Consider the following 24,158-nt stretch of genomic DNA (forward strand, 5'->3'; position numbering starts at 1 on the left):
TAGTGGTGGACTCACAACGAGACCGCCCCCGTATCGGATCTTGTTTTGAGGGGTTTCGCCGAGAAAATCCGCTGAAGAAAGTACTTGGCGGTGGCATCGTCGGCATCTGGCGTCGTGTGATGAAGTCGAGCCCACGGAATCTGCAGGTACACAGCGCTGTCGAGTCGCGCCGCCTCTGCCCGAGCGCAGTCCATCATCAGGACTGCAAGCAAACCACGCGACAGACGCAGCTCCTTGCGCTGCCAAGCGACGAGCGTCGAGCATTCGCCGTCTCTGCGCTGCTGCAGTTCAATGATGTACCGACGGCGACCCTCGAACTCAACCTCGGCAAGAAGCGCCGTCCTGCGCTTCTTCTTTTCGGCGTCGACATACAGCCACGCTCTCGGCTTGCCGTCGAGCTCGTCCGGAAAGACATTGAAATCCACGCCGTGAAGGGTCGCAGAGCAATCCAGCGCGACCAGGAATTCGACCTTCGCCAACTCTGCGTCACGGATTCGGCGAAGGAGTCCGAGAATATCGAGGTATTGCACTCGGCCAATTTCGTCATCGACAGCTGTTACATTCTTCGGAGCTTGCTCGGGCCTGTGCTCCAATGCCTCAATCACCGTGCGGCCTACGATGTCCCCGGACGAAGTGCCGTCGACCACGCTCCCCTGGTAGGCCTCCCTCATTACCGGTTTCCAGTCCTGATGCGCAGCCCGAGTCGTGGCCCCTTCCTGCGGGAGTTTCTGCGCAGGTATGTTGTTCAGCTCGGGAAAGCGGTCCACGATTTCCTGCTCTTGAACACGCGACGGCACGCTTGCCACTGACGGGGGACTGGTGCTAAGCGCAGCTGGCTCTTGTGTATCGTCGTGAGGGACCGACAAGAGACTGGGTTTCCATTCAGTCGGAGGGCGCTCCTCGCGTTTGTTGGGGTCGGAACGGCCGTCGTTGTCCCGATCCCATTTCAGTTCGGTGAAGGGCGGCTTCCAGTCGCAGCTCAATAGCCGCGTGACGAAGATCCTTGGGCGCTCTTCACTGCCAAGTGGTATCCCAAGAAACGTGACTTCTTCAGTGCCTTGGAACGGCGGTAGCGCCCTTATGCGTCGCTCATGCGAAGGCTCGTTGGCAGCGGCGGTACTCAGGAATATCGCCTGGGCTTGGCCGAGGGCGTACTCGTCGAAGGCGAACCTCGCCAGGAACCGGGCATCCGCATCCAGCATCCATTTCCGCAGCCACAGGACCGCTTTCCCGTCAGTCCTCGAGATAGCCGTCTTGCTGGGATTCCAAAGGTAGGCGCCGGGATCAAGAAAACGGTCCTTCAAGAGGTACTTTGCCAGTACATCTGACGTGGCGTAGAAAAAGCGGAACACCTCGACGCAGGGGATGACTAGCGCATAGGGGTCTTCGCCAGATCCGAATGCGACAAACAGTCCATGACGATCATGGTCGCTGAGCTGGCTTGCCCACTTGGCGCGAACGGGAACCACATAGTTGCCTTGGTCGTCCTTGTGGTCGCGAGTGATTACTGTGATGTTCGACCTATCGCAGTTGATCTCCCGGCGCATCCAGCGCTCGAATTCGAGCCGGTCCACGAGGTCGTTCGCGAGGCGTCCGTCATGCAGGACAGCGTTGAGATGAAGGCGCGGAAGCTCGCCAACGGGCACGAGCATCCGCCGCTGACGTCCCGTGACCCTGCCCCAATCCACAGGGGAGTCTTCCCAGTTGGCCAATTCCGCCAGGTCCGCACGGATAAGGAGGTCGCCGGCAGCTGCGGCTGGATTTTCGGTCAGTGCGCCGAAGCTGGTTATTCGCCAATAGCCTGGCAGGAGCAGGCTTTCGTGCTGGACCGGTTCTTTAGCCATGGCTCACGCATTCGCAACAAGCGTTGGCTATTTACACGGATCGCGGCACATTCGCAAATAGCGAAGTCTTTCAGAGCGGCGGGCAAGATCGCGCCCGAGGCGGTGGCGCTGCGCGCGCAGCCGCGCCCGGTCACGCGACTTAACCGGCGCACGCTGGCCATCCTCGCCGGTGGCTTGTCGGTCGCCGTGCTCGGCGCGCTGATGTGGTCGCTGCAACCGCAGCGGCGCGGTGCGAGCGAACAGACCGAGCTTTACAACGTGGATCGCGTGTCGAAGTCGGAAGGACTGGATGCGCTGCCGGCGGATTACTCGAAGCCGCTACCCGCCGTTCCCGAGCTGGGGCCGCCGCTGCCGGGCGATCTCGGCCCGGCCATCGTGAAGTCGCAGCAGCCGGTCACAGCCGCCTACGCGGCCCCCGGCCATGACCCCAACGATGCGCTGCGCAAGGAAGCCGACGCGGCCGCGGCTTCGTCCGTGTTCTTCCGTTCGGGTGCGCAGGCGGCCGCGCCGGTCGCGCAGTCGCAGGTCACTGCCGCGCCAGGCTTCGCCGCCAATGCGGCGTTCGACCCGATGGCCGCCGGGCCGGCCTCGACGGCGGCCCAGCCTGCCGACCCGACCGCCGTGCAGAACCGGCAAGACCAGAAGGAGGCTTTCCTGAAAGGCGGTTCCACGGAAACCCGTAATTCCGGCAACCTGACCCTGCCGGCTTCGCCGTACCAGGTCATGGCCGGAACGGTGATCGCAGGTGCCTTGGTGACGGGCATCAAGTCGGACTTGCCGGGCGACGTGATCGCCACGGTCACGGAGCCGGTCTATGACACGGCCACCGGCAAGTTCCTGCTGATCCCGCAGGGATCGCGCATCCTCGGGCGCTACAACAGCCAGGTCAGCTACGGGCAGAGCCGGGTTCAAGTTGTCTGGAACCGGATCATCCTGCCGGACACGTCTTCGCTCACGCTCGACAACCTGGTCGGCACCGACCCGGCCGGCTATGCCGGCCTGGAAGACGATGTGGACTACCACTGGGGCCGCATCTTCGCCGGTGCGGCGCTGACCACACTGCTGGGCGTCGGCGCCGAACTGGCCGCGCCAGAGAACCGGCAGGACGGCGACCGCATCATCATCGCCGGGCGCGACAGCGCTCAGGACAGCATCAATCAGGTCGGCCAGGAGATGACCCGGCGCAACCTCAACATCCAGCCCACCTTGACCCAGCGCCCCGGCTTGCCGGTACGCATCATCGTCAACCGCGATCTGGTGCTGCGGCCATACCAGCCGCTTTTCTTCAACAGGGGGACTTCACGATGAGCACGACCAAGAAACTACGGCTTGGTCCTTTGCCGCGCCATGACATGACGAAGCTGACCTTTTCCTGCCCGACCAGCCTGAAAGCCGACCTCGACTGCTACGCGGCGCTGCACGCGCAGACCTATGGCGAGATGGTCGATGCGGCCACGCTGATCCCGCATATGTTGGCGGCATTCATGGCCGGGGATCGGGGATTCAGGAAGGGAGGTGCGGGCAAGGCCGCACCTCCGACGCCGAGCTGATGATGCCGGTTTCCGCTGGCGGCCATCTCTGGAACGCGCAGCCCGAAGCTGCGCGTTCTTCGTTCTGGAGGACGGTAGCCGGTCGGGCTATGATGATGAAATGTGGCCGCCGTCTGCTGGCAATCGTCTCTGATGCAGCACGCTCCGGCTTTCTATCGCGACGCTCCTATGTGGCTCCCAGCCCACGATGCCGCCATCCTGCAAAGCGGCCCAAAGTAGAGCTAAACCCGCGCCCCATTTAGACTTTCGGCCATCAGGCTGTTTTCACAAGACGCTTGACACCGGAACTTTTTTGTCGCTAATCGCATGCATGATGATGCGAGAGCCGCGGTAGCCGATGCTGTGGTTCCATACCCAGCTCAAAGCGACGCTGAGACGATTTCGCGTACCGATCAGAAAGTAGATGTGCGCCAGCTTCCAGATCCACCACGCAAAGGCACCACGCAGCTTCACCCGCCCCATGTCAATCACCGCCAGGCTGCGGCCGATGGTGGCCAGGTTCCCCTGATGCCGGTATTTGAAAGGTCCGTCAGCGGGCTTGCCCTTCAAACGCCGTCCAATGAGGTTGGCGACGTACTTCCCTTGCTGTTTGGCGGCCGGGGCGATGCCCGGCACGGGCTTCCCATCGGCCATGGTGCACGAGGCTGTATCGCCGATGGCGAAGACCTCCGGCCGACCGGCCACCGTCAGGTCAGGGCCAACGACCACCCGACCCGCACGATCAGACGCAGCGCCCAGCCAGCGAGCCGCGGGAGACGCCTGGACTCCGGCGGCCCAGACGATGGTCTTGGCCGAAAGGGGCTTGCCACCGTACACCACGCCATCGGCCGAGCATTCGGTGACCGGCGTACCCAGCACGACCTCGACGCCGAGCTTTTCGAGCGCCTGGCGCGTATAGGCCGAAAGATCCTCTGGAAAGACGGACAACAGACGCGGGCCAGCCTCGATCAGTACAACCCGCGACGTGCTCGGGTCGATCGAGCGAAAGTCACGCGCCAGCGTGTCTCGTGCAAGCTCGGCGATGGTTCCGGCCAATTCAACCCCGGTGGGACCACCACCGATGATGACGAACGTCTGCAGCGCGGCACGCTGCTGAGGATCGCTCGTGCGCTCAGCCTCCTCGAAAGCCGCGAGGATTCGGCCCCGAATGGTCGTGGCATCTTCCAGCGTCTTCAACCCCGGCGCGAAAGCCCCCCATTCGTCGTGTCCGAAGTAGGCATGGGTAGCGCCTGTCGCGAGCACGAGCGTGTCGTAGGTTTGCCGCAATCCATTGTTGAGAATGACCTGACGCGCGTCCTGGTCGATACCTTCCACTTCCGCCATCAAGGTGTTCACTTCCGGGCGATTTCGGAAGAGATAGCGAATAGGCCAGGCGATCTCGGATGTCGAAAGTGACGCCCCTGCAACCTGGTAAAGCAAGGGTTGGAACAGGTGATGATTGCGCCGATCGATGATCGTCACATCGACCTCGGCACCAGCAAGCTGGTTGGCAACCTCGATCCCGCCGAAGCCCGCTCCGATAATGACGACGTGATGTCGGTTTTTGGAGGTCTTTGTCATGACCTGATCTCCTCTCTCTCAGCGTTTCAGCGCCGATGCGTGGTGTGCCATATGCTCGCCAATGAAACTGGCAATGAAGTAGTAGCTGTGGTCGTAGCCTGGGCGCAGATTCAACGTGAGCGGGTGCCCCGTCTCGTCGCAGGCCTTGCGCAGCAGGTCGGGCTGAAGCTGGCTCTCCAGGAACTCGTCGCCCAAGCCCTGGTCCACCAGCAACGGCAAACGCTCCTGCACGGTGCGAATCAGCTCCACGGTGTCGTACTGTTTCCACACCTCCCGATCGCTGCCCAGGTACGCCTCGAAGGCCTTGTGCCCCCAGGGAACCTGGGTGGGGGCGACGATGGGCGAGAAGGCCGAGACGCTTCGATAACGGCCCGGGTTGCGCAGGGCGATGACCAGAGCACCGTGTCCTCCCATGGAATGGCCGCTGATGCTCCGCTCCGCTGTCACGGGAAAGTGGGCCTCGATCAGCGCCGGCAGTTCCTGCACGACGTAGTCGTACATCCGATGATTCGCAGCCCAGGGTTCCTGTGTGGCATTGACGTAGAACCCCGCGCCCTGTCCGAGGTCATAGGCAGGATCGTCGGCAACGCCTTCGCCGCGAGCGCTGCTATCGGGCGCGACGACGGCAATGCCATGTTCGGCCGCGTAGCGCTGGACGGCGGACTTGGTGATGAAGTTCTGCTCGGTGCAGGTCAGGCCCGAAAGCCAGTACAGCACCGGCACTTTGCCGTGCTGCGCCTGCGGAGGCAGATAGACGCCGACCTTCATCGTGCAACCGAGCGTCGTCGATTCATGCTGATAAACGTCCTGCCAACCATCAAAGCTGGCGTGATGTTCGATGCGTTCCATGTAGTTCTCCTATGTTCAAAGGAACGGCGCAGCTCTCGCGCGCCAAGACGGCAGCTCGTCAGGAAGATTTCTCTTCCGCCACCGTGTCGCCGTGGGCATGCCTGATCCTGCGCACGATCCACCAGATCGTCAGCATCACCGCAGGCACCAGAACCGCCATCACCGGCGCCACGCTGTCGTGAACCATCGGAATGCCCTTGAGCAAGTAGCCGAGAAGACTCACGACGTAATAAGAAATTGCCGCGACCGACAGGCCTTCGACGGTCTGCTGAAGGCGCAATTGCATCTTGGCCCGGTTGTTCATCGACGCCAGCAGATCGCGGTTCTGGCGTTCAAGCTCAACGTCGATCCAGGAACGCAGCAACGCGATGGCCCGGGTCAGCTTGTCTGAGAGCTTGGCCTGGCGCTCCTTTACGGATTGGCATGTCCGCATGGCTGGAGCGATGCGGCGCTGCAGGAAATCCGCCCAGGTGCAGTACCCGGATACGGCCTCTTCCGAAAGCGCTGCCAGCCTTTCCTCGACGATCTCGTAGTAGGCACGGCTGGCACCGAAGCGATAGAGATTCGCCGCAACTCCAGCTTCCAGCTCGGCAGCCAGGCCGGTCAATTCGGACAGCAGCACGTCGCTGTCGCGCCGTTCCACCAAGCTCGTACACATCTCGTCGGTGATCGCCGCAAGGCGCGACTCCATGCGTCGCAGCTCCGACGTCATCGATCGTGTCAACGGCAGGGACAGCAACGCCAAGGTACGGTAGGTCTCGATCTCCAGCAGACGTTGAGCCAGCGCACCCGCCCGCGCCGGGGTCAAATCGCGGGCCAGGACGAGGATCTGCGTCAGGCCATCCTCATCCTGTCGGAAGTCGGTCAGAATGGCGGCAGAGCCGTTCTCCACCAGCGAGTAGCACAGGCTGGCAGGATCGAAGCGATCGGCCTCCTTCTCCGTTTCCGGCGTCCACGGAAGAAGTCTCAAACGGATGCCGGATACGACCGGGCCGGGAGGCACAAATCCATGCCTGAACGGGTTTTCGCCGCACGGCTCTCCCGTCTCGGAATCCAGCGAAGCGCACCAGAGATACGTCGAGAACTCGGTGTGCTTTTCACAGTGCAGGTCTCCTTCGTCCCATGTCACGCCGTGAAGCGGCGTAGCATGGTCGGGTTCGGCAACGCCGAAGCGATGAGACAACTCGCTCATCGCCATCTGATCCTTGGCCTGGTCGCCTTCGGTCATGAAAGCGAGCTGCAATATGCCGCGCGGGGCCTGAATCAACAGATGCGGGCGCGCATGCACTTCACCCACGGCGGCAGCACGATCGGTGTAGGCCGGCATGCCGTACACGGTGGCGGTCGGGGTGGGTTGTACGGTCGTCGTATTTATGTTGGCCGGCTCTTTCATAACGACCTCATTTCTTCTTGGTTGAAAAACACGCTTCAAAGCAAATGCCCGCAGCCATGCGTTTCGCACATGGCTGCGGGCCGATCTTCATGAGCAGACACCGCTCTACACGGTCCGTCTAATAGGCTCGCCGTGTAGAGGCTTGTGCTGGCCCTTTCAGAACGCCCTCAGCTTCCTAGCTTTCAGACGAAGGTGTACGAGCAGACCTTGTTGCCCGCCGGATCACGCAGGTAGGCCGCATAGGCACCCGGCAGGTGGCCACGCGGGCCAGGCTGGCCCTCGTCGGTGCCGCCTGCGGCAAGGCCGGCGGCGTGGAAGGCATCCACTTCGGCGGGAGTGGCGGCCGCAAAGCCGACCGTCACGCCGTTGCTCGAAGGCGCTTCACCATTGCCCGGACGGGCGATGATGAAAGCCGGCTTTTCGCGACCGAAAAGCACCCATCCGTTGCCGAAAGGACCGAGGTTCTTGATGCCGAGAGCACCCAGGGCGGCGTCGTAGAACGCGGCCGACTTCTGGACGTCGGCGGCGCCGATGAAGACGTGCGAGAAGATGCCGTCGCCGGAAATGACAGGAGTGGACATGGTTAGTTTCCTTGATGGTTGGTGTTGAATGGATAGTGGGTGATCAGTAGTGGATCACCGTGCGAATCGACTTGCCTTCATGCATCAGGTCGAAGGCGTGGTTGATCTCGTCGAGACCCATGGTGTGGGTGACGAACGGGGCGAGATCGATCTCGCCTTTCATTGCGTCTTCCACCATGCCCGGAAGTTGGGTACGCCCCTTGACCCCGCCGAAAGCAGAGCCCTTCCAAGTCCGGCCGGTGACCAACTGGAACGGACGGGTCGAGATTTCCTTGCCGGCACCGGCGACACCGATGACGATCGACTGGCCCCAGCCACGATGGGCAGCTTCCAGAGCCGAACGCATCACGTTGACGTTGCCGATGCACTCGAAGGTGTGATCGACACCCCAGCCGGTCATCTCGATGAGAACCTCGTGAATCGGCTTGTCGAAGTCCTTCGGATTGAGGCATTCGGTCGCGCCGAAGGTACGAGCCAGCTCGAACTTCGCCGGATTGGTATCGATGGCGATGATGCGGCCCGCTTTGGCCTGGCGTGCACCCTGAATCGCGGCGAGACCGATGCCGCCGAGGCCGAAGATGGCCACCGAGTCGCCCGGCTGCACTTTGGCCGTGTTGTGCACGGCGCCGATGCCGGTGGTCACGCCGCAGCCCAGCAGGCAGACGTGCTCGGGATTGGCGTCCGGGTTGATCTTGGCCAGCGAGACTTCGGCGACGACCGTGTATTCGCTGAAGGTCGAGCAGCCCATGTAGTGGTAAAGCGGCTGACCGTTGTACGAGAAGCGAGTCGTACCATCGGGCATCAGCCCCTTACCCTGGGTTGCACGAACCGCGACACACAGGTTGGTCTTGCCGGACTTGCAGAACAGGCACTCGCCGCACTCGGCGGTATAGAGGGGAATGACGTGATCGCCAGGCTTCACGCTGGTCACACCTTCACCCACCTCCACGACGATACCCGCACCTTCATGACCCAGCACGACCGGGAAGAGACCTTCGGGGTCGTCGCCCGACAGGGTGAAGGCGTCGGTATGGCAAACGCCGGTGTTCGTGATCTTGATGAGCACCTCGCCCTTGCGCGGCGGCTCGACGTCGATCTCGACGATTTCCAGCGGCTTTCCTGGCCCGAAGGCAACTGCTGCACGTGATTTCATGATGTCGCTTCCTTTACTAGCTAACTAAATTTGCCCTCACCGAGGGCACCCTGGTGCCTCTACCGCAGATAGGAGCGGACGATAGAGATGGTCTCGTCAATGGACTTGTTCTGCGAATCGCTCCTGATTTCGCTACTGGGAAACTCTTCCCGCAGATAGCTCTCCAGAACCGTTGCCATCAATCCGTTGACTGCCCCACGAACGGCCGCAAGCTGCTGAAGAATTGCAGGACATTCCGCACCTGCATCAAGCGCTTGCTCAAGAGTCGCTACCTGACCTTTGATGCGCCTGATGCGCGTCAGTGCTTGCTTCTTTTCTTCCGGGCTGTGTGGCATCGAACACCTCTCTACTTGGGTACACCGCCGCATTATACAATACTCCCCCATAGTATATGCGGCCGAACTTCGCCACAAAATCTGTGCTCTTCGAGCACGCTTACAGGCTAGTACAGATTTGTTCCCAAGAAGCGCAAAACATTCAAATTAATGAATATTTCTTGCATGTATCGACAGCATCGGGGCAAGTTCAAAACTGGTCAAACTGGAAAAATCTATGCGCAGATAGACGTGGCCTATCTAAGCCGACTCATCGAACTGAAGCTAACAAGATGAGACCGGCTAGGCGACCTGACGACCCGAATACCGAGCCTTCCGCAGTGCAGGCAACATCTGGCCGTCCCAGTCACGATCGACCGCAACCTGGGCCTGTTCCTGGTTTCGTTCGAGTGCTTCAACGTCAAGATCACCGATCGCCCATGTCTGCGTGCCGCAAGTCGTCGCGAGAATGCCATCATCCGGGAATCCACGATCCATTGGTGCATAGATCGTGGCCTCGCCAGTGTTCGTGTCCAACGCCGGACTCCAGTCAGCAGCTCCGGTCGTCACGGCCTGCGCGATGAACATTCGGTTCTCCAGCGCCCGCGCCATGCAGCCCACACGGACCCGGGTTGCACCTGCTTGGGTGTCGGTACAGCTCGGGACCAGCAGCAGGCGCACTCCCGCCTCTCTCTGGGCTCGCACGGGCAATGGAAACTCACTGTCATAGCAAACAGCGATGCCGGCACGCACACCGTTCAGGTCGAACACCTTGAGTTCGTCGCCACCTTCGATGACGCCGGTGTCCTTCTCGAACCCCGTCAACTGCAGTTTGTCCTGGTAGTCGCGTGTACCGTCAGGCGCAAACCACCAAGCTCGGTTGCGGTAGCGGTCCAAACCAACCTGGGTCAAAAACGTACCGGCCTGAATGGTCATGCACAACTCGCGCGACAGGTCGGCATACAGTGCCAGCCAAGCAGGCTGCAAGGCCTGCAGCGCGGCCAGAGAGGCGTTGAAATCACGGCGGATGCTAGGCTTGAACGTTGCAGCCAGTTCGAGGGATAGATACTCGGGCAACACGGCCAGTTCCGCTCCGCCACGGCGCGCCTCCTCCAGAACCAGTCGCTGCCGCGCAGCAAATGCCTCGAAGTCCGTCGGCTTACCCACTGCATATTTCGCAACTGCTACTTTCACTTCGCGTTCTCCAGAGAGTGCAGCCACATCGTGAGCGTCTGCTCGGTTTCGGTCGGCTCACCCACCTCCTTCCAGGGCAGCGTAACCTTCATGTCCGACTGTCGCACGTAGCCACGACGGGTCCAGAAGGCATCATTACTGCGGTAGTTGGAAGGACGCCGGGGATCGTCGTCTGCTCGATCCACCGACGCGAACGATGTCCACTGCATGCCGCCCAACGAACGGGCATGCGCTTCGCGTTCGTCAAAGAAGCGATGGCCCAGGCCAAGGCCCCGAAAGGCTGGGAGCAGGACTGATTCGCCGCAGTAAAACACTGCCTCCATCGGGATTCCTCGATCGGCGAACGGTACCTGGAAGGCCGGCTCCGTATCGCCGAGCGGCAACCCCGTGGACGCACCCACAACCACGTCATCAGCGAGCACGAGCACCAACAGGCTGTCTGCCGAACGGGCGTACATGGAAAGGTAGTGCTTCTCGTATTCGATGTCGCCCTCGTACAGGTATGGAAAGCTGCGGAAGACCTTCGCCCGCAGATGTGCCACGGTGTCGAACCATTCGGCAATGTCCGGCCCACGACGAACCAGCACCTGCACGTCGCTGGTCATTTCAGGCGTCCCCTCCGACCTGTGCGATCCAGTCGCCGAGGTTGTAGTAGTTGGTGACACGAGCGATCTTGCCATCGCGGATCTCGAAGAACGCGCCACCCGGCAGCACGTAGCGCTGGCCCTGGGCGTCCGGCAGCCCGTCGTCCGTCACCTTGTATTCGCCATGCACCACGTACTCCGCGCCTGCGCGCAGGCCGTCGGCGCTGACCATCACCACGATCCCGCGGAGTTGCTCGCCATAGCAGCGGTCCATGCGCTGCAGGAAGGCGCGGAAGGCTTCGCGACCGACCTCACGAGCGCCCTGGTTCAAATCGTGCGCGACGTCATCGGTCAACATTGACAGCATGGCCTCGCGGTCACCGCGGTTGAAGGCGTCGTAGTAGGCAGTGATGAGAGTCGCAGCGTTCATTCGCGTTCCTTGTTGGGTTGTTCGGAGCGGAGCATTCCGGGGTGCTGTCAGTCTGGGCAACCGCGCCTCCCTTGTATATGGAATTGTTGCGATTTTATAATTCCACCATCTGGAACAATTAACGAGCGGCGAAACCGACCATGAGGCGTGCGTCATGAACAAGGAAATGGAACTACTGCGCATCTTTCGGGTGGCGGCCGAAAGCAGCAGTTTTCGCGATGCAGCCGTCCGGCTGGGGACTTCTCCGCAAGGTGTCACCCGTGCCATCCAGCAACTGGAGCAACACTACGGCGAGGTGTTGTTTCATCGAAGCACGCGCCAGGTGCGCATCACCGCCTTCGGCGAAGGGCTGTTAGACCAGGTGCGCCCGGCATTGGAGCGGTTCGAGGATCTGTGGCGAACGCCTGGCTCCGACCAGCAGGCATCCCTGTCCGGTACGGTTCGCATCACCGCACCGCACAGCTTGGGCACCAGAGCGGTGCTGCCGGCACTGGAGCGCGTGGCCGCGCGTCATCCCGACATCACGCTGGATGTGCGCCTGTCCGATCGCATCAGCAATACGGTTGACGAAGGGATTGACGTCGGAATCAGGGTCGGATTCATGCGTGATAGCCGCTTCGTCGCACGCAAGGCAGCCGACATGAAACTTCCGATCGTTGCCGCTCCGCGCCTGATCAAGAAAGTGGGCGTACCTGAAAACATCGATGCGCTAAGCAGCCTGCCAGCTACCGTGGCCTTGGATATCAATACCGGCCGTCCCTGGCCTTGGCACTTCAAGGCGGGACGCCAGTGGACACCTGCCGCACCCACTCTCGTCGCCGACAATGCCGACATGGAAATGGGAGCGGCGCTGGCCGGGATCGCGTTCGCGCAACTGGCGGACTACATGGCCGCCCCCTACATTGCCAGCGGGAAGCTCGTGCGAGTGTTGGAGAGCGAAGAACCTCCGGCATGGGGGTTGTACGTCTATCGGCCTCAGCGTGGCCCCATTCCGGGAAGGGTTCGAGCGGTATTTGATGAAATGCTGGTCGCCGTTGGATCGTTGCCAGCTTTGCGCTGACACGTCGCAAGACACTGAAAGGCACACGCCCTGGAAAGCGGGGCACTGAGCCTTGGCGGCTCGCCCCTCCGGTTGAATGATGAGCCGACCGTCTGCCCGCTTGCGCCAGGTGCAGATCGGTCGGCCATGCAACCCTATGCCGGCAAACGATTAGATGTAAATGAATTGCCGGTACAAACCATCCAACTGACGACGAATATCTTCGACGCGCTGCTCGTCACCGGTATCGGTAAATTCGAGTAGCTGCTGTTCCTTGGCAGTGATCTGATCGCAAAGGTCGGACAAATTCTCGCAGAAAGCCTCGGAGTGAACGGTGGGCTCCTCCGTATTCGTCTCTTCTCCTGCTAGTTTTCGCACAGACGAGGCCGGAGAAATCCCATTTTCCTCGTTAAAGGCAATTTGAAGCTGCCTGCGCCTATTGGTTTCATCGATCGCCTGTTTCATCGCCGGAGTCACCGCGTCGGCGTACAAGATCGCCTTGCCGTTTTCATTCCGAGCGACTCGACCTATCATCTGAATGAGAGCATGGGCCGAACGCAAGAATCCTGCACGGTCTGCATCGAGAATAGCAACCAATGATGCCTCTGGAATATCCAGCCCTTCGCGCAAAAGACTAATCCCAATCAAAACATCGAACTCTCCTGCGCGCAGGCCATTGATGATCTCAACACGATCCTCCGCTTTTATGTCCGAATGCATGTAGCGCGCTCGAATCCCGTTGTCCGTCAAGAAATCCGTTAGCTCTTCTGCACTGACCTTCGTCAGCGTAGTCACGAGCACGCGATTTTTCTTCTTCACGCACTTCGATATTTCGGCAAGCAGGTCATCTATGTATCCGTCCGCTTTCCGCACCTCAACCTTGGGATCAAGCAGTCCCGTTGGTCTGATAACTTGTTCGACAACCCTGTCTTTCGACACCCTCAGCTCGTAGTCTCCCGGAGTAGCGGAAACAAAGATGGTCTGAGGCTTGACCTTCTCAAATTCACCAAAGTTCAACGGGCGATTGTTCTTAGACGAAGGCAAGCGGAACCCGTAATCTATCAACGTCTCCTTGCGCGCCTGATCCCCCCGGTACATTGCGGATATCTGTGGCACCATGACGTGGGATTCATCGACGAACAGAAGCCCATCTTTCGGCAGGTAATCCAGCAATGTGATCGGAGGCGAGGCCGGGTCCCGTTCGCTGAAGTAGCAGGAATAATTTTCCATGCCCGAACAATAGCCTACCTCGCGCATCATCTCCACGTCATGCGTGATCCGCTCGTACAGCCTGTTTGCCTCGACCAAGCGATTATTCCTGTTCAGCTCGGCAACCCGCTCTTCCATATCAGCGAGTATCTTCTTGGACGCGGAATCTATTTTATTCGTGGGCGGTGCAAAAAGCGTCTTTGGCGAAACCAAGTAATGGTCAATTGCCCCAAGCGTTTTACCTGTAACAGGGTCTAGCCATTGAACAGACGCAACAGAGTCATCCAGCAGTTCCACCCGAACTGCCCTATGCTCGGAATCAGCAGGAAAGATATCGATCACATCACCTTGAGCGCGAAACGTTGCACGTTTGAGAGTGCGCTCAGTGCGATCATATTGCAGCAGAGCCAAACGACGAATCAGCTCTCTCTGGTTTAGTTTGACCCCAGGGGACAGAGCGATCTGCAACGCTCGGTACGCCTCCGGGTCACCCAGGCCGTAGATTGAAGACACCGAAGCGACGACGATCACATCGCGGCGCTCAATCAAGGATTTGGTCGTGGACAGGCGTAGGCGCTCAAGGTGATCGTTGATGGCCGAGTCCTTTGGAATGAAACGATCGGTGCCCGGCATATAAATCTCGGGCTGAAAATAATCGTAGTAGGAAACGAAGTACTCGACAGCATTCTCAGGAAAGAAGTGCTTCATTTCACCATAAAGCTGCGCGGTCAATGTCTTGTTAGGAGCCAAGATCAACGTGGGCCGCTTCAGACGATGAATCACATTGGCCATCGTAAAGGTCTTACCAGAGCCGGTGATACCCTTCAGCGTCTGGTGTGTCGCACCTTCTTCTATGTCCGATAGCAGGCGCGCTATCGCCTCTGGCTGGTCCCCCGCCGGCGTATAGCTGGAGTGCAGAATGAACGTACCGGTTGACATTAGATATCTCCTAATTGAGCTACTTCAATTTGTCCTGATGTATCGGCTATTTCGGAAGACCTATAGCAGTACCAAACTGGGGTGTAAATGACGGCGATCCTGCCACGCCCCACCTGGGCGTAGGCGTCGCCAACATGATAGCCCAACACACGGGCGGGCTTCCCAGTGCATATCCGCCGAGCGCCACGACGTCAGCCAGCGGCCCGTCTGCCAATGCACCTGGAGCTACTCGCCTCGTTCAGCGCCGACATCGAGTCGTGGCGGGCGAGATTGCTCTGTACGCCCCATGTGTGGCGGCGGCTCCCGCCGATGCGCGCCTTTGCCTCTCTCAGCCATCAAGACGAGACGCCGGAGGCGTGGAGCTACGTCACCTGCTAAAGATGCACGATCTCAACATTCGGCCATTTGCCTGCAAGGTACTCGGCCACTAGCCTCCGATGGCAGTGATGGGGCTTGTCTTCGCTGCAAAGCAGGCAACTGTTATCAATCTTTTCTTTATCGATTGACTCAATCTTTCGGGACGACATTAAATCCAGAAACTTCCTCGCGTAGATATCCCAATCTCCCCCTTTTATTTTATATGCCTCGAACATGTCCTTGGTTGGAGCAAGTGCTGGCAGGTGCTCATATTCCATCCCACACAACGCCTCGGAAAAATACCGAAGATCCTCGCGCTTTGCGAAGCCGGCCAATTGCGAAACATTATTCAGACGAACATCGACTAGGCGTTTGGCACCAGAATCACCTAATTTGGTGAAGAAGGATCGCGCGGAGGTCTTAGTGAATCCAATCGTGAATATCTTCATCTGCCTTACTCCACTCGTTCCTTCATCCATAAATGGCTGTTATTGATCTGCCGCCAGGTACGCCCGTCAATCGCAGCCAAGGAAACGCCGGGGGCATGGCGTACTAGCTACTCCACAACGGCCACGGCAGGCTCCATTCTCTGGCCGCTTCAACGACTCGCGGCCACGACCCGAGCAGCTCAAGAGCTTAGCACCGCCTTTTGCGGTTGCGTGCTTCACCACTCCCGCTTCTTCCCTTCCAGAACGCGCCAACTGCTAAGCTACATGAGGACGACTCGCCCTACAGCGCGAAGCACCTGTGTTCGCGCTATTGGCTGTCCCGTGCGTTGTGGTGCTGGCCGCCGATGACGAGCCGAGCCTACTGAATGGGCACTGCGCACAACAGCCTTTCATGCGTGCCACCTGCGTGATCAAGGTTGAACGCAGATCGAAGCGTGCACAGGTTTTTTCATAAAAGTATAAAATTCAATCAACTCTATCAGAAGAAAATCTATGATCGTAAGAAACTTTGAATACTTGCTTGCTTTGCACCGTGAAGGCCATTTTGGCAACGCGGCAAAAAGCTGCAATGTTTCTCAGCCGACACTCTCCGCGGGCATCAAGCAATTGGAGGAAGACATGGGTGTCGAGATCGTGCGTCATGGCCGACGCTACGACGGGCTCACTTCTGAAGGAATGCGCGTACTGTCTTGGGCTCAGCAGATGTATGACGACTGCAAAGGACTGGAGCGAGAAATCTCCGCACTACGGCGGGGTATAGAGGGGAAATTCCGGCTAGGGATACTCCCAGGAACTGCCGGCGTAGCACCCACATTAAGCATCGCCCTTGCCGAAAAAACACCTTTACTTCAACAATCAATTCTGGTCTCCGGCGCTTCTTCCCTGCTGCAGGCGATTCGAGAAAACAATCTGGATATCGCACTCATGCATTTGGAGGATATTCCAGGGGAAGACTTCGATACTCACCTTCTGTACCGTGAACGCATTTTCCTTTTTCACGCCGCTAGAACACAGCAACCCCGAAGCACAACGTGGGACCATGTTCTTAATAGACAACTGTGCCTGCTGAACTCGGCAGTACCTGAATCCATTCAAGATAGACTGACGCAATGTACCGCACAGACTATTCGCACTGATTCAATTGACGTGCTATCGGCACACGTGGCGACAGGAAAATATTCGGCAGTTCTTCCGCAATCTCTCGCCGGCCAACTCGCACACATTCCGAATCTCCACGCAATCGGTATCAGTGGACCAATGTCACACTCAAATGTCGGATTCGTTGCTGGGAAAAATGCGTTCGAGGCACCGTCATCGCACGCATTGCTCGAAATGGTGCACACCCCAGAACTGGCCGCCGCTCTTCAATCCGTTATATCGATCCATCGTCGGTTCCAGCCCAAAGCAGACTCATCCCAAAGCCCCTTGAAATAGCGAGTCTCGAAGAGCAACGCTGTATTGCTTCAACCAGGCAAAGATGGCAGGCACGCCGTGTGCGCCGCTAACAGGCGCCACGTGCTGAGCAACCCATCGAAGGCCACCAGGTCTAGGGGCAACACGGGCGACAGGAGTACCTGCTGCATGCGGCCTCCTCATGTCTCGCTGGGTCAAGCTGACTATTCCTAGATCAAGCTAGGAGGCGCGATGTAGTGATGATCGTTGTCCTCTCCCAGCTAGGAGACGAGCACGGCTCGACGAGCCCGTGTAGATAGATCGTGTCTATCTGCACATAGATTATTCCAGTTTGACCACTTCTGAGCTTGATCCGATGCTGTCAAGACCGCAGAAGGAGACGCGGCCAACGGCTAGGCAGTACCACGATCGTTCTTCTTGACAGCGGTAAGTCTCGTTTCCCACTTCGATTTAGAAGATGGAAACATTAACGCACAGAGGTGACGAAATGACTCCGACCGGTAACCGAATCGTGACTTTCGAGAAGCCCTTGGAAATGAAGGTCAACACCTTCAAATTTCCAGAGCTGATAACCCCTCAAGGGAAAAGTGCACCCCACGGCGCTATCCTCAAAATAGTTACCACAAATATCTGTGGCAGCGACCTTCACATTTATCGCGGTTCGTTTGCTGTTCCCAAGGGAATGACCATGGGCCATGAAATGACCGGCGAAGTGATCGAAGTGGGATCAGACGTCGAAGTCGTGAAGAAGGGCGACATCGTTTCCGTCCCCTTCAATGTGGGTTGTGGGCGTTGCTACAACTGCAAGCATATGCGCTCCGATGTATGCGAGAACACCAACCCCGAAATCGACTGCGGAGCCTACGGGTTCAACCTCGGTGGCTGGACGGGGGGCCAAGGTGATTATCTCTTCGTACCGTATGCGGATTTCAATCTCCTGCGCTTTCCTGACAAGGATGCCGCCATGGAAAAGATCCGCGACCTGACCCTTCTCTCTGACGTACTACCCACAGCTTTCCATGGGTTCGCTGGCCCTGATTGGCCAGCCGCACCGGCCTACGTCGTCGGCGAAAACATCCTGATCTTCGGTGCCGGGCCGGTCGGCAGAGCGGGTGCCGCCTGCGCCAGACTTCTGGGTGCAGGCGCCATCATCGTTGCCGATTACATTCAAGAGCGGCTGGACCTTCTCAAGCCACACGGCGTGGAAACCATCAACCTTTCCGACGGCGTGCCGATCGAGGAACATCTCGAACGCATTACCGGGCACAGGGAGGTGGATCGCGTCATCGACTATGTTGGTGTGGACTGCCGCGGGTTTGGCGCGGAGGCTGACAAGATCGTGGAGAGCGCTGTTACCAACGCAATGCTCAAATATGTCCGCTTCGGCGGAATGACCAGCACGGTCGGTGTGTACTGCGCAAACCCGATCTCGAAAGACCCGAAAGCCAAGAAAGGCCATATGGATCTGGAATGGTCCAACGCCTGGATCAAGTCGCCGCGAATGTCGGCTGGTCAATCCCCGACGGCCAATTACAACCACGCGTTAATGCGGGCGATACTGAACGATCGCATGCCTTACCTTTCGCCGATGATGAACACTAAGTTCATCAAGCTCGAAGACGCGCCCGCCGCGTACAAAGAGTTCGACGCGGGTTCTGCATACAAGTACGTCATCGACCCGCATGGTTCAGTGCGGCAGTAAGTATCCGGCGCGGGCTACGCATCAGGATGTCTCACACTTTCTGGTGAGAGACATTCTGGCTCCTCTAGTCTCCGGCCAGCAACTGAAGCCGGCGAATATTTTCGCCGGCATTTGTCTGCTGCCCCAAGGCGTTGTGATTTTGACGGGGTGCTTGCCTTGGCTCGGGCCAGGAGCAGAACCTCAGCAATCCGCAGGTGATGATCAACCGCAGGCGTGTTCGAGCGCCTGGTTCGCAATCGGTCAAGGGTCGGACGGAGAAGATGCGCGGCATCCATTGATGTGCGTGGCTGAACATAGCCTTCGCCTGATCCTGACCACCCCACGGACTTGATCAGTCTCGCCTGGTGTTGTGCCGGCCTCGGGCCATCGCACGATCAGCCCAGCCCTGGCTCATTTAGCCAGAAGTTTCCAAAGACGTGGCCGAACTCGCCGCCGCCGAAATGGCAGTCACTTCTATAGGGAGATAGCACAGTGTTGGATAAGTCGGAACGGGAGGGTGGCCTATGGAGCTGCGCCATCTTCGCTGCTTCGTAGTTCTTGCTGAGGAGCTACATTTCACGCGGGCGGCTGAGCGCTTGCATATCGAACAACCACCGCTATCACGAGCCATCAAGGAACTTGAGGACGAGTTGGGCGTAGTGCTCTTCGACCGAAACCGACGAGGAACAGTTCTGACGGCGGCGGGTGCGGTCTTCTTGCAAGATGTACGCCGTCTATTCACTGTGCTGGAACAGGCTCGTGAAAATGCCAAGGCTGTGGCATCGGGCTTGCGCGGTAGCCTGCGCATCGCAGTATCAGATGGAGCTATCGATCCACGACTGTCGGCATTTCTGGCTCGTTGTCGCGCCGAGGAGCCGGAGATCGAAATACGCTTGTCAGAAGTGCCTCTGGCAGAGCAAGTGCGCGGTTTGCGCTCGGGCGACTTCATGATCGGGTTCGCGCACACGGCCGATGTCGGCGACGGTATCGCTGCCGAGGCAATCTGGCACGACCCGCTGGTGATTGCTGTGCCAGCTCGGCACTCATTGCTCACCTACAAGGAGGTGCCACTTCAAGAACTCCAAGGCCATCCACTTGTCCTGTGCGACCCGCAGGTATGCGAGGGTTATTGCCGCGAACTCAAGCGGCTGCTCAACACGTTGGAGCACAAGCTGAATGTTGTCGAGGAAGTATCCTCACTGGACATGATGCTCACCTTGGTCGGCGCCGGCTACGGCATCGGCTTCATGACGGCGACCAAGATTCCCATCTCTCAACGGCCGGATGTGGTGATCCGCCCCTTGGCGATGGATTCTGCCGTGATCACGACCTACCTGCTTCGGCCCGACGGCAGCAATTTATCGGCTTCGGTAGAGCGATTTGTCGTTCGCCTACGCGACTCATCGGACGGTTGACGGAGCCTGGCAAGCCAGACACTCAGGGATCGGTGTCGGCACGCAGATTGCGTTCGGTCGCCGTCATCAGGTCAGCCGCGCTTATTCCGAGTGCCGTAGAAATTTTCAGTATGAGCGGAAGCGTGGGCACGTGCTCACCACGCTCGATCTTACCCATGTGAGAACGCGAAATGCTTGCCCGAGATGCGAACTCGTCTTGCGCGACTCCTTGAGCGACGCGCGCAGCGCGCACGGCCTGTCCGAAGGCTAACGCCGACTCGGATTCATACGTCGATGTGCCAGAAGGACGGCCTGGCTGAATTGTTGATTTCTGCATTAGCAGAAGCGTCAAACAATCTGCCACAATTAACCACGTTAAAGATAACGACGTTAAACTTCACTCTTTACTGCGACGCTGGTTTGCCTTTCTGGACAGATCGCTTATTGGGGGCCCTCATGCATGACGCCACCAGCCAGTTTTCCCATTTCAGGCTTGCTATCGCACCTGGAGTGCCATCCTCTTGCCTCATAACGCTTCTTGCCCTTCAGCGCGCAGAGGAGCCTGAAGTCACCATCGCGTTCTTTGAGACCTCGGGCGACGACCTGATGACGGGCCTTGAGGAAGGCCGCTACGACGCCGGAATCTCGCTTCGGAACGCTGGTGCTCCAGCCGTGAAAAGCCAGCCGCTCTGGGTCGAGAACGTGGCCGTTGCAATGCCGCTGGGGTCCCCCTTACTTGCCCAGGCGAAGATCACGCTTGCCGAGCTTCTGGACTATCCGGTGTTTCGCTGGCCGGCGGAGGCATGCCTACTGCTCGATCAGCGACTGTCTTCCCTTCCGTTGAGCCAACAGAGCGTGCAGCATGTGACTTCGTTCGAGATGATGGCGCTTTGGGTCACCGCTGGCTACGGTGTGGGGCTCTCGGCGCAATCGCGCATGGAGCGTGCCCATGCGTGGGGGATCACTATGCGACCGCTTTCAGACGGCCCCTACGAGATCGTGACATACCTGCAGCGGCCCCACGGACGAGCCAATGCTGTTTCTGAGCGGTTCGAGCACAGGGCAATGCTGGTTGCCAGGGATAGGGCGGCTTGCTCGAATATCCCATAGCCCGCTCTCGCCGAGGCTGCGTTCGGGTAATTACCGCGGCACGCACCTGTTAGCGCGCCAGTGATAGCGCTTCCATCTTTGGCAATATGATGAATTAACATGGTCTTTGGAGGCACGAATGGTTGGAAGTGGTTGGGACCGAGTACCAATTGACTCGCAAAGCATCGATGCGCCGCTGTCGCGCGCGGCGGTGTTTCTCACGTTGACGGTCGCCGAGGGCCACGAGGCCCTTCAGGCGGTCGCCGGCATCTTGGACGGGCTGGACGACCTGATCAAAACGGTGGGCTTCCGCGATCTCAACGGCCGGCTGTCGTGCATCACTGCGCTGGGATCGGCGCTATGGGACCGTTTCCAGACCGGGAAGCGCCCGAAGGAACTACGGCCCTTCGTGCCCATCGAGGGTGCCAAGCACACCGCGCCTGCCACGCCCGGCGACCTGTTCTTTCACATCCGTGCCGAACGTGAGGATCTCTGTTTTGAATTCGAGCGCCTGCTGCTGGACCAACTGGGCAGCAGCGTGACGGTGGCCGACGAGGTGGTCGGTTTTCGCTACTTCGACTCCCGCGACCTGCTTGGCTTTGTCGATGGCACGGCCAACCCGACCGGGCACGACATCGGCGCCTCGACGCTGGTCGGCAGTGAAGATCAGGCGTTCGCCGGCGGTAGCTACTTGGTGGTGCAGAAGTATCTGCACCAAATGCAGCCGTGGGCTCGGCTCGCCAAGGACGAGCAAGAGCGGATCATCGGCCGGGAGATCGTCAGCAATGTCGAATTGCCCGACGCGACGAGCGGCCAGAAATCGCACAAGACCCTCGCCACAATCGTGGACGACGACGGCACCGAGCACGACATCCTGCGCGACAACATGCCCTTCGGCCGCCCCGGCCAGGGCGAATATGGCACCTACTTCATCGGCTACTCCAGGCATCTGTGGGTGACGCAGAAGATGCTGGAGCGCATGTTCCTCGGCGATCCGCCAGGCATGCACGACCGCCTGCTCGATTTCTCGACGGCGCACACCGGCGCCGTGTTCTTCGCTCCCGCACCGCGCACGCTGAGCGAACTCGTGGAGGCGGTGCAAGCGTAATGCAGGGGCCACAAGGCCCCTGCAAGGTTTGAGAGCCCTATGCTCCGTCTAGAACTACTGCGCTATCCACCAGCCGACGAACGCTTTGCCGCACATCCTCGGGGATGGGGTAAGGGGCAATGGCCTCGGGCATATCCGCATGGTGCTGGTAGTCGCCCATGATGACCCGGATGATCGCCGGCACGTTGGTCGGCGTGACCGCATCAATGGCCGCGCGGTCCCCCAGGTCAGGGTGCGGCTGGGTCAGCATGCGGTACAGATCCCACGAATCCGCGTGCAGGCACTGGTTCATGAGCACCTGGGCCAGCTTGTGCTTGAGCGGCACCAGTTGCCAATCGGGAACACGCTGCCCCCGATTACCCAAACTGATGGACAGCAACTTGCCCGCTTTCAGTTCGCGGTTGATCTGGTCCTTGGACTTTCCAGCCAGCTTGCCGAACAGCGGGACCGGCAAGCTGCTTGGAGACTCGTAGATGGTCAGCATTTCCTCGCGCTCGCGCTGGATCGCGGACACTTCCGGCTCTGGGGCATGCGTCGGAGGCGGCGGCACCTGAGACAGCCGCTGGAACGTGATCCCGCCGCTGCTCGGGGTTACGACAATAGGCGTGGCCACGACGGGCGGGACGCCGGGAGGAGTGGGCTCGGCCATCGTGAGGGTCGCATCCATCGTTTCCTCCACTTCTGCCATTGCCGGCACCCCGTCGATACGGATGGTCAGGTGCGCGCTCGCGGCTTCCACTTCGCCCTGTTCGAGCAGGTCGAGCCGATCGGCCCAGTCCTGCATCATCCGACGGCGCGGCTCAACGTACTTGGCGTGGTTGTAGGACGAACTCACCTTATTGGGGTCGGAATGGGAAAGCTGCGCGTCCACCCAAATCTTCGGGTAGCCAATCTCGTTGAGCGCCGTCGAGATGGTGCCGCGGATGCCGTGGCCGGTCAGGCGCCCCTCATAGCCCATGAGCTGCACGGCCTTGTTGAGGGTGTTCTCGCTGATGCGCTTCTTGAGTTCGCTGCGGTGTGACAGCAGGTACCTCTGCGCCGGCCGCATCACCCCCAGAAGATAGCGCACGATCTCGATGGCCTGCAGGGATAGCGGCACGATATAGGGGGGCACATCCTGCGGCCGCTTCCCTGCCTTGCGCATTTCATCCTGGAGCTGCTTGACGATCTGCGGCGGGATGATCCACAAGCCCCTGTCGAGGTCGAACTGTTCGGGTTCGGCCAACCGCAGTTCGCCGGTGCGCACCCCGGTCAGGAACAGCAGCCGGACGCCAAGCTGGGTCTGCCAGCCACGGGGGTTGTAGAGCCGGAGCTTCTGGAGGAACTCGGGCATCTCGGGCAGGTGCAAGTAGGGGTTGTGGGCTACCGGGGGCTTGGGTTCGGCTACCACGTCCAGGTCTGCGGCCGGGTTGACCTCCAGCCCCTCGGCGATGACCAGGGCATAACGGAACATCTGGTTGAACCAGGTGCGGACCTTTTCCGCAGTAGTGAACGCCTTGCGCTTCTCGATCGCCGCCAGGACGCCCAGAAGCTGAGGGCGGCGAATGTCATAGATCGACATCTTCCCCAGAGTGGGCAGCACGTCTTTGTTAAAGATGCGCAGGATCTGGGAAAGCGTGCTCTGACGGCCTTCCTTGAGTTCCTTACGGCGATGCTCGACCCAAGCATCGAAGACGGTCTTGAAGGTGTATTCGCCCGCCAGCTTGGCCGCGTGCCGTTTCTGGTCGCGCTCGACCTGGGGATCGATCCCCCTGGCAAGCAGGGCCTGGGCCTTGTCTCGCTCGGTCCGGGCTTCACGCAGGCTGAGGGCAGGATAGCCGCCCAGGCACAGGCGCTTTTGCTTGCCCAGCCAGTAGTAGCGGAATTGCCATGACTTGCCGCCTGCGGCTGAGACCATCAGGCCCAGGCAGTCGTTGTCGGAGAGGGTGTAGCGTTTTCCGGTGGTCTTCGCCTGCCGGACGGTCAGATCAGATAGCGCCATTTCGAGACTCCTAAGTAATGACTTAGGCCCTATGCTCGTCATGGTTC

At 59.5% G+C, this 24,158-nt stretch carries 22 protein-coding genes; 8 read left to right on the top strand and 14 right to left on the bottom strand.

Annotation, left to right across the window (positions count from 1 at the left end; all coding sequences use genetic code 11):
- Nucleotides 1-11: 11 nt before the first annotated feature.
- Complete coding sequence (locus WBR68_RS01675) at nucleotides 12-1,844, bottom strand: hypothetical protein (RefSeq protein ID WP_230693393.1); 1,833 nt, start codon at nucleotides 1,842-1,844, stop codon at nucleotides 12-14.
- Between the two features lie 39 nt (nucleotides 1,845-1,883).
- Between WBR68_RS01675 and WBR68_RS01680 the strand changes: the two genes are divergently transcribed.
- Together WBR68_RS01680 and WBR68_RS01685 are read left to right on the top strand one after the other, a co-directional pair.
- Complete coding sequence (locus WBR68_RS01680) at nucleotides 1,884-3,152, top strand: TrbI/VirB10 family protein (protein ID WP_230693489.1); 1,269 nt, start codon at nucleotides 1,884-1,886, stop codon at nucleotides 3,150-3,152.
- Complete coding sequence (locus WBR68_RS01685; protein WP_023082476.1) at nucleotides 3,149-3,394, top strand: DUF2274 domain-containing protein; 246 nt, start codon at nucleotides 3,149-3,151, stop codon at nucleotides 3,392-3,394. The genes WBR68_RS01680 and WBR68_RS01685 overlap by 4 nt, the downstream gene beginning before the upstream one ends.
- Nucleotides 3,395-3,658: 264 nt before the next feature.
- On the opposite strand, the gene WBR68_RS01690 is transcribed toward WBR68_RS01685, so the two are convergent.
- From WBR68_RS01690 to WBR68_RS01730, 9 genes are all read right to left on the bottom strand, one after another.
- Complete coding sequence (locus tag WBR68_RS01690; protein WP_024310280.1) at nucleotides 3,659-4,954, bottom strand: NAD(P)/FAD-dependent oxidoreductase; 1,296 nt, start codon at nucleotides 4,952-4,954, stop codon at nucleotides 3,659-3,661.
- An 18-nt stretch (nucleotides 4,955-4,972) separates the two neighbouring features.
- Complete coding sequence (gene fghA / locus WBR68_RS01695; RefSeq protein WP_007182551.1) at nucleotides 4,973-5,803, bottom strand: S-formylglutathione hydrolase; 831 nt, start codon at nucleotides 5,801-5,803, stop codon at nucleotides 4,973-4,975.
- Nucleotides 5,804-5,861: 58 nt separating this feature from the next.
- On the bottom strand, nucleotides 5,862-7,196 hold the full coding sequence (locus WBR68_RS01700) for a DUF3422 family protein (protein ID WP_019726353.1): 1,335 nt from the start codon (nucleotides 7,194-7,196) through the stop codon (nucleotides 5,862-5,864).
- A gap of 182 nt (nucleotides 7,197-7,378) precedes the next feature.
- The gene (locus tag WBR68_RS01705; protein WP_009459624.1) at nucleotides 7,379-7,777 is read right to left on the bottom strand and encodes a VOC family protein; all 399 of its coding nucleotides are present in this window, start codon (nucleotides 7,775-7,777) and stop codon (nucleotides 7,379-7,381) included.
- A gap of 43 nt (nucleotides 7,778-7,820) precedes the next feature.
- Nucleotides 7,821-8,930, bottom strand: coding sequence for an S-(hydroxymethyl)glutathione dehydrogenase/class III alcohol dehydrogenase (locus WBR68_RS01710; protein ID WP_011871467.1), 1,110 nt, complete (start codon nucleotides 8,928-8,930; stop codon nucleotides 7,821-7,823).
- Nucleotides 8,931-8,989: 59 nt separating this feature from the next.
- Nucleotides 8,990-9,265, bottom strand: coding sequence for a formaldehyde-responsive transcriptional repressor FrmR (frmR, locus tag WBR68_RS01715; protein WP_007182548.1), 276 nt, complete (start codon nucleotides 9,263-9,265; stop codon nucleotides 8,990-8,992).
- Between the two features lie 282 nt (nucleotides 9,266-9,547).
- Entirely contained in the window at nucleotides 9,548-10,438 is an 891-nt protein-coding gene (locus tag WBR68_RS01720; RefSeq protein ID WP_009459621.1) for a carbon-nitrogen hydrolase family protein, read from the bottom strand.
- Complete coding sequence (locus WBR68_RS01725) at nucleotides 10,435-11,043, bottom strand: GNAT family acetyltransferase (protein WP_009459619.1); 609 nt, start codon at nucleotides 11,041-11,043, stop codon at nucleotides 10,435-10,437. The genes WBR68_RS01720 and WBR68_RS01725 overlap by 4 nt, the downstream gene beginning before the upstream one ends.
- A gap of 1 nt (nucleotide 11,044) precedes the next feature.
- A complete protein-coding gene (locus WBR68_RS01730; RefSeq protein WP_009459611.1) occupies nucleotides 11,045-11,452 on the bottom strand; it encodes a ketosteroid isomerase-related protein in 408 nt (135 codons plus the stop codon).
- A 154-nt stretch (nucleotides 11,453-11,606) separates the two neighbouring features.
- On the opposite strand from WBR68_RS01730, the gene WBR68_RS01735 reads away from it, so the two are divergent.
- Complete coding sequence (locus WBR68_RS01735) at nucleotides 11,607-12,512, top strand: LysR family transcriptional regulator (RefSeq protein ID WP_009459605.1); 906 nt, start codon at nucleotides 11,607-11,609, stop codon at nucleotides 12,510-12,512.
- A 150-nt stretch (nucleotides 12,513-12,662) separates the two neighbouring features.
- On the opposite strand, the gene uvrB is transcribed toward WBR68_RS01735, so the two are convergent.
- Nucleotides 12,663-14,639, bottom strand: coding sequence for an excinuclease ABC subunit UvrB (gene uvrB / locus WBR68_RS01740; protein ID WP_009459603.1), 1,977 nt, complete (start codon nucleotides 14,637-14,639; stop codon nucleotides 12,663-12,665).
- A gap of 374 nt (nucleotides 14,640-15,013) precedes the next feature.
- Nucleotides 15,014-15,445 (bottom strand): DUF488 domain-containing protein, encoded by a 432-nt coding sequence (locus WBR68_RS01745; protein ID WP_009459601.1) that lies wholly within the window; start codon nucleotides 15,443-15,445, stop codon nucleotides 15,014-15,016.
- Between the two features lie 492 nt (nucleotides 15,446-15,937).
- On the opposite strand from WBR68_RS01745, the gene WBR68_RS01750 reads away from it, so the two are divergent.
- The 3 genes from WBR68_RS01750 to WBR68_RS01760 all read left to right on the top strand — a co-directional run bounded on the left by WBR68_RS01750 (nucleotide 15,938) and on the right by WBR68_RS01760 (nucleotide 19,954).
- Complete coding sequence (locus tag WBR68_RS01750; RefSeq protein ID WP_009459599.1) at nucleotides 15,938-16,879, top strand: LysR family transcriptional regulator; 942 nt, start codon at nucleotides 15,938-15,940, stop codon at nucleotides 16,877-16,879.
- A 466-nt stretch (nucleotides 16,880-17,345) separates the two neighbouring features.
- A complete protein-coding gene (locus tag WBR68_RS01755) occupies nucleotides 17,346-18,560 on the top strand; it encodes a glutathione-independent formaldehyde dehydrogenase (protein ID WP_009459598.1) in 1,215 nt (404 codons plus the stop codon).
- 503 nt (nucleotides 18,561-19,063) lie between these two features.
- Nucleotides 19,064-19,954, top strand: coding sequence for a LysR family transcriptional regulator (locus WBR68_RS01760; protein WP_019726376.1), 891 nt, complete (start codon nucleotides 19,064-19,066; stop codon nucleotides 19,952-19,954).
- 22 nt (nucleotides 19,955-19,976) lie between these two features.
- Here the strand turns inward: WBR68_RS01760 and WBR68_RS01765 are convergent, their stop codons facing one another.
- Nucleotides 19,977-20,270, bottom strand: a complete 294-nt coding sequence (locus tag WBR68_RS01765; protein ID WP_009459591.1) for a helix-turn-helix domain-containing protein — start codon at nucleotides 20,268-20,270, stop codon at nucleotides 19,977-19,979.
- Between WBR68_RS01765 and WBR68_RS01770 the strand changes: the two genes are divergently transcribed.
- Together WBR68_RS01770 and WBR68_RS01775 are read left to right on the top strand one after the other, a co-directional pair.
- On the top strand, nucleotides 20,228-21,043 hold the full coding sequence (locus tag WBR68_RS01770) for a substrate-binding domain-containing protein (protein WP_023095485.1): 816 nt from the start codon (nucleotides 20,228-20,230) through the stop codon (nucleotides 21,041-21,043). The two genes, WBR68_RS01765 and WBR68_RS01770, sit on opposite strands and share 43 nt — an antisense overlap.
- A 118-nt stretch (nucleotides 21,044-21,161) precedes the next feature.
- Entirely contained in the window at nucleotides 21,162-22,130 is a 969-nt protein-coding gene (locus WBR68_RS01775) for a Dyp-type peroxidase (RefSeq protein WP_009459580.1), read from the top strand.
- 37 nt (nucleotides 22,131-22,167) lie between these two features.
- Here the strand turns inward: WBR68_RS01775 and WBR68_RS01780 are convergent, their stop codons facing one another.
- Nucleotides 22,168-24,111, bottom strand: a complete 1,944-nt coding sequence (locus WBR68_RS01780; RefSeq protein ID WP_009459572.1) for a tyrosine-type recombinase/integrase — start codon at nucleotides 24,109-24,111, stop codon at nucleotides 22,168-22,170.
- Between the last annotated feature and the right edge of the window lie 47 nt (nucleotides 24,112-24,158).

Source organism: Achromobacter sp. JD-1, from assembly GCF_038594925.1.
Lineage (GTDB): Bacteria > Pseudomonadota > Gammaproteobacteria > Burkholderiales > Burkholderiaceae_B > Achromobacter > Achromobacter spanius_C.

Bases quoted from the DNA above. Each gene is read 5' to 3' on its own strand.
- WBR68_RS01675 (WP_230693393.1), bottom strand. From the start codon at position 1,844: ATGGCTAAAGAACCGGTCCAGCACGAAAGCCTGCTCCTGCCAGGCTAT.
- WBR68_RS01685 (WP_023082476.1), top strand. From the start codon at position 3,149: ATGAGCACGACCAAGAAACTACGGCTTGGTCCTTTGCCGCGCCATGAC.
- WBR68_RS01690 (WP_024310280.1), bottom strand. From the start codon at position 4,954: ATGACAAAGACCTCCAAAAACCGACATCACGTCGTCATTATCGGAGCG.
- fghA (WP_007182551.1), bottom strand. From the start codon at position 5,803: ATGGAACGCATCGAACATCACGCCAGCTTTGATGGTTGGCAGGACGTT.
- WBR68_RS01700 (WP_019726353.1), bottom strand. From the start codon at position 7,196: ATGAAAGAGCCGGCCAACATAAATACGACGACCGTACAACCCACCCCG.
- WBR68_RS01705 (WP_009459624.1), bottom strand. From the start codon at position 7,777: ATGTCCACTCCTGTCATTTCCGGCGACGGCATCTTCTCGCACGTCTTC.
- WBR68_RS01710 (WP_011871467.1), bottom strand. From the start codon at position 8,930: ATGAAATCACGTGCAGCAGTTGCCTTCGGGCCAGGAAAGCCGCTGGAA.
- frmR (WP_007182548.1), bottom strand. From the start codon at position 9,265: ATGCCACACAGCCCGGAAGAAAAGAAGCAAGCACTGACGCGCATCAGG.
- WBR68_RS01725 (WP_009459619.1), bottom strand. From the start codon at position 11,043: ATGACCAGCGACGTGCAGGTGCTGGTTCGTCGTGGGCCGGACATTGCC.
- WBR68_RS01730 (WP_009459611.1), bottom strand. From the start codon at position 11,452: ATGAACGCTGCGACTCTCATCACTGCCTACTACGACGCCTTCAACCGC.
- WBR68_RS01735 (WP_009459605.1), top strand. From the start codon at position 11,607: ATGAACAAGGAAATGGAACTACTGCGCATCTTTCGGGTGGCGGCCGAA.
- uvrB (WP_009459603.1), bottom strand. From the start codon at position 14,639: ATGTCAACCGGTACGTTCATTCTGCACTCCAGCTATACGCCGGCGGGG.
- WBR68_RS01745 (WP_009459601.1), bottom strand. From the start codon at position 15,445: ATGAAGATATTCACGATTGGATTCACTAAGACCTCCGCGCGATCCTTC.
- WBR68_RS01750 (WP_009459599.1), top strand. From the start codon at position 15,938: ATGATCGTAAGAAACTTTGAATACTTGCTTGCTTTGCACCGTGAAGGC.
- WBR68_RS01755 (WP_009459598.1), top strand. From the start codon at position 17,346: ATGACTCCGACCGGTAACCGAATCGTGACTTTCGAGAAGCCCTTGGAA.
- WBR68_RS01760 (WP_019726376.1), top strand. From the start codon at position 19,064: ATGGAGCTGCGCCATCTTCGCTGCTTCGTAGTTCTTGCTGAGGAGCTA.
- WBR68_RS01770 (WP_023095485.1), top strand. From the start codon at position 20,228: ATGTGCCAGAAGGACGGCCTGGCTGAATTGTTGATTTCTGCATTAGCA.
- WBR68_RS01765 (WP_009459591.1), bottom strand. From the start codon at position 20,270: ATGCAGAAATCAACAATTCAGCCAGGCCGTCCTTCTGGCACATCGACG.
- WBR68_RS01775 (WP_009459580.1), top strand. From the start codon at position 21,162: ATGGTTGGAAGTGGTTGGGACCGAGTACCAATTGACTCGCAAAGCATC.
- WBR68_RS01780 (WP_009459572.1), bottom strand. From the start codon at position 24,111: ATGGCGCTATCTGATCTGACCGTCCGGCAGGCGAAGACCACCGGAAAA.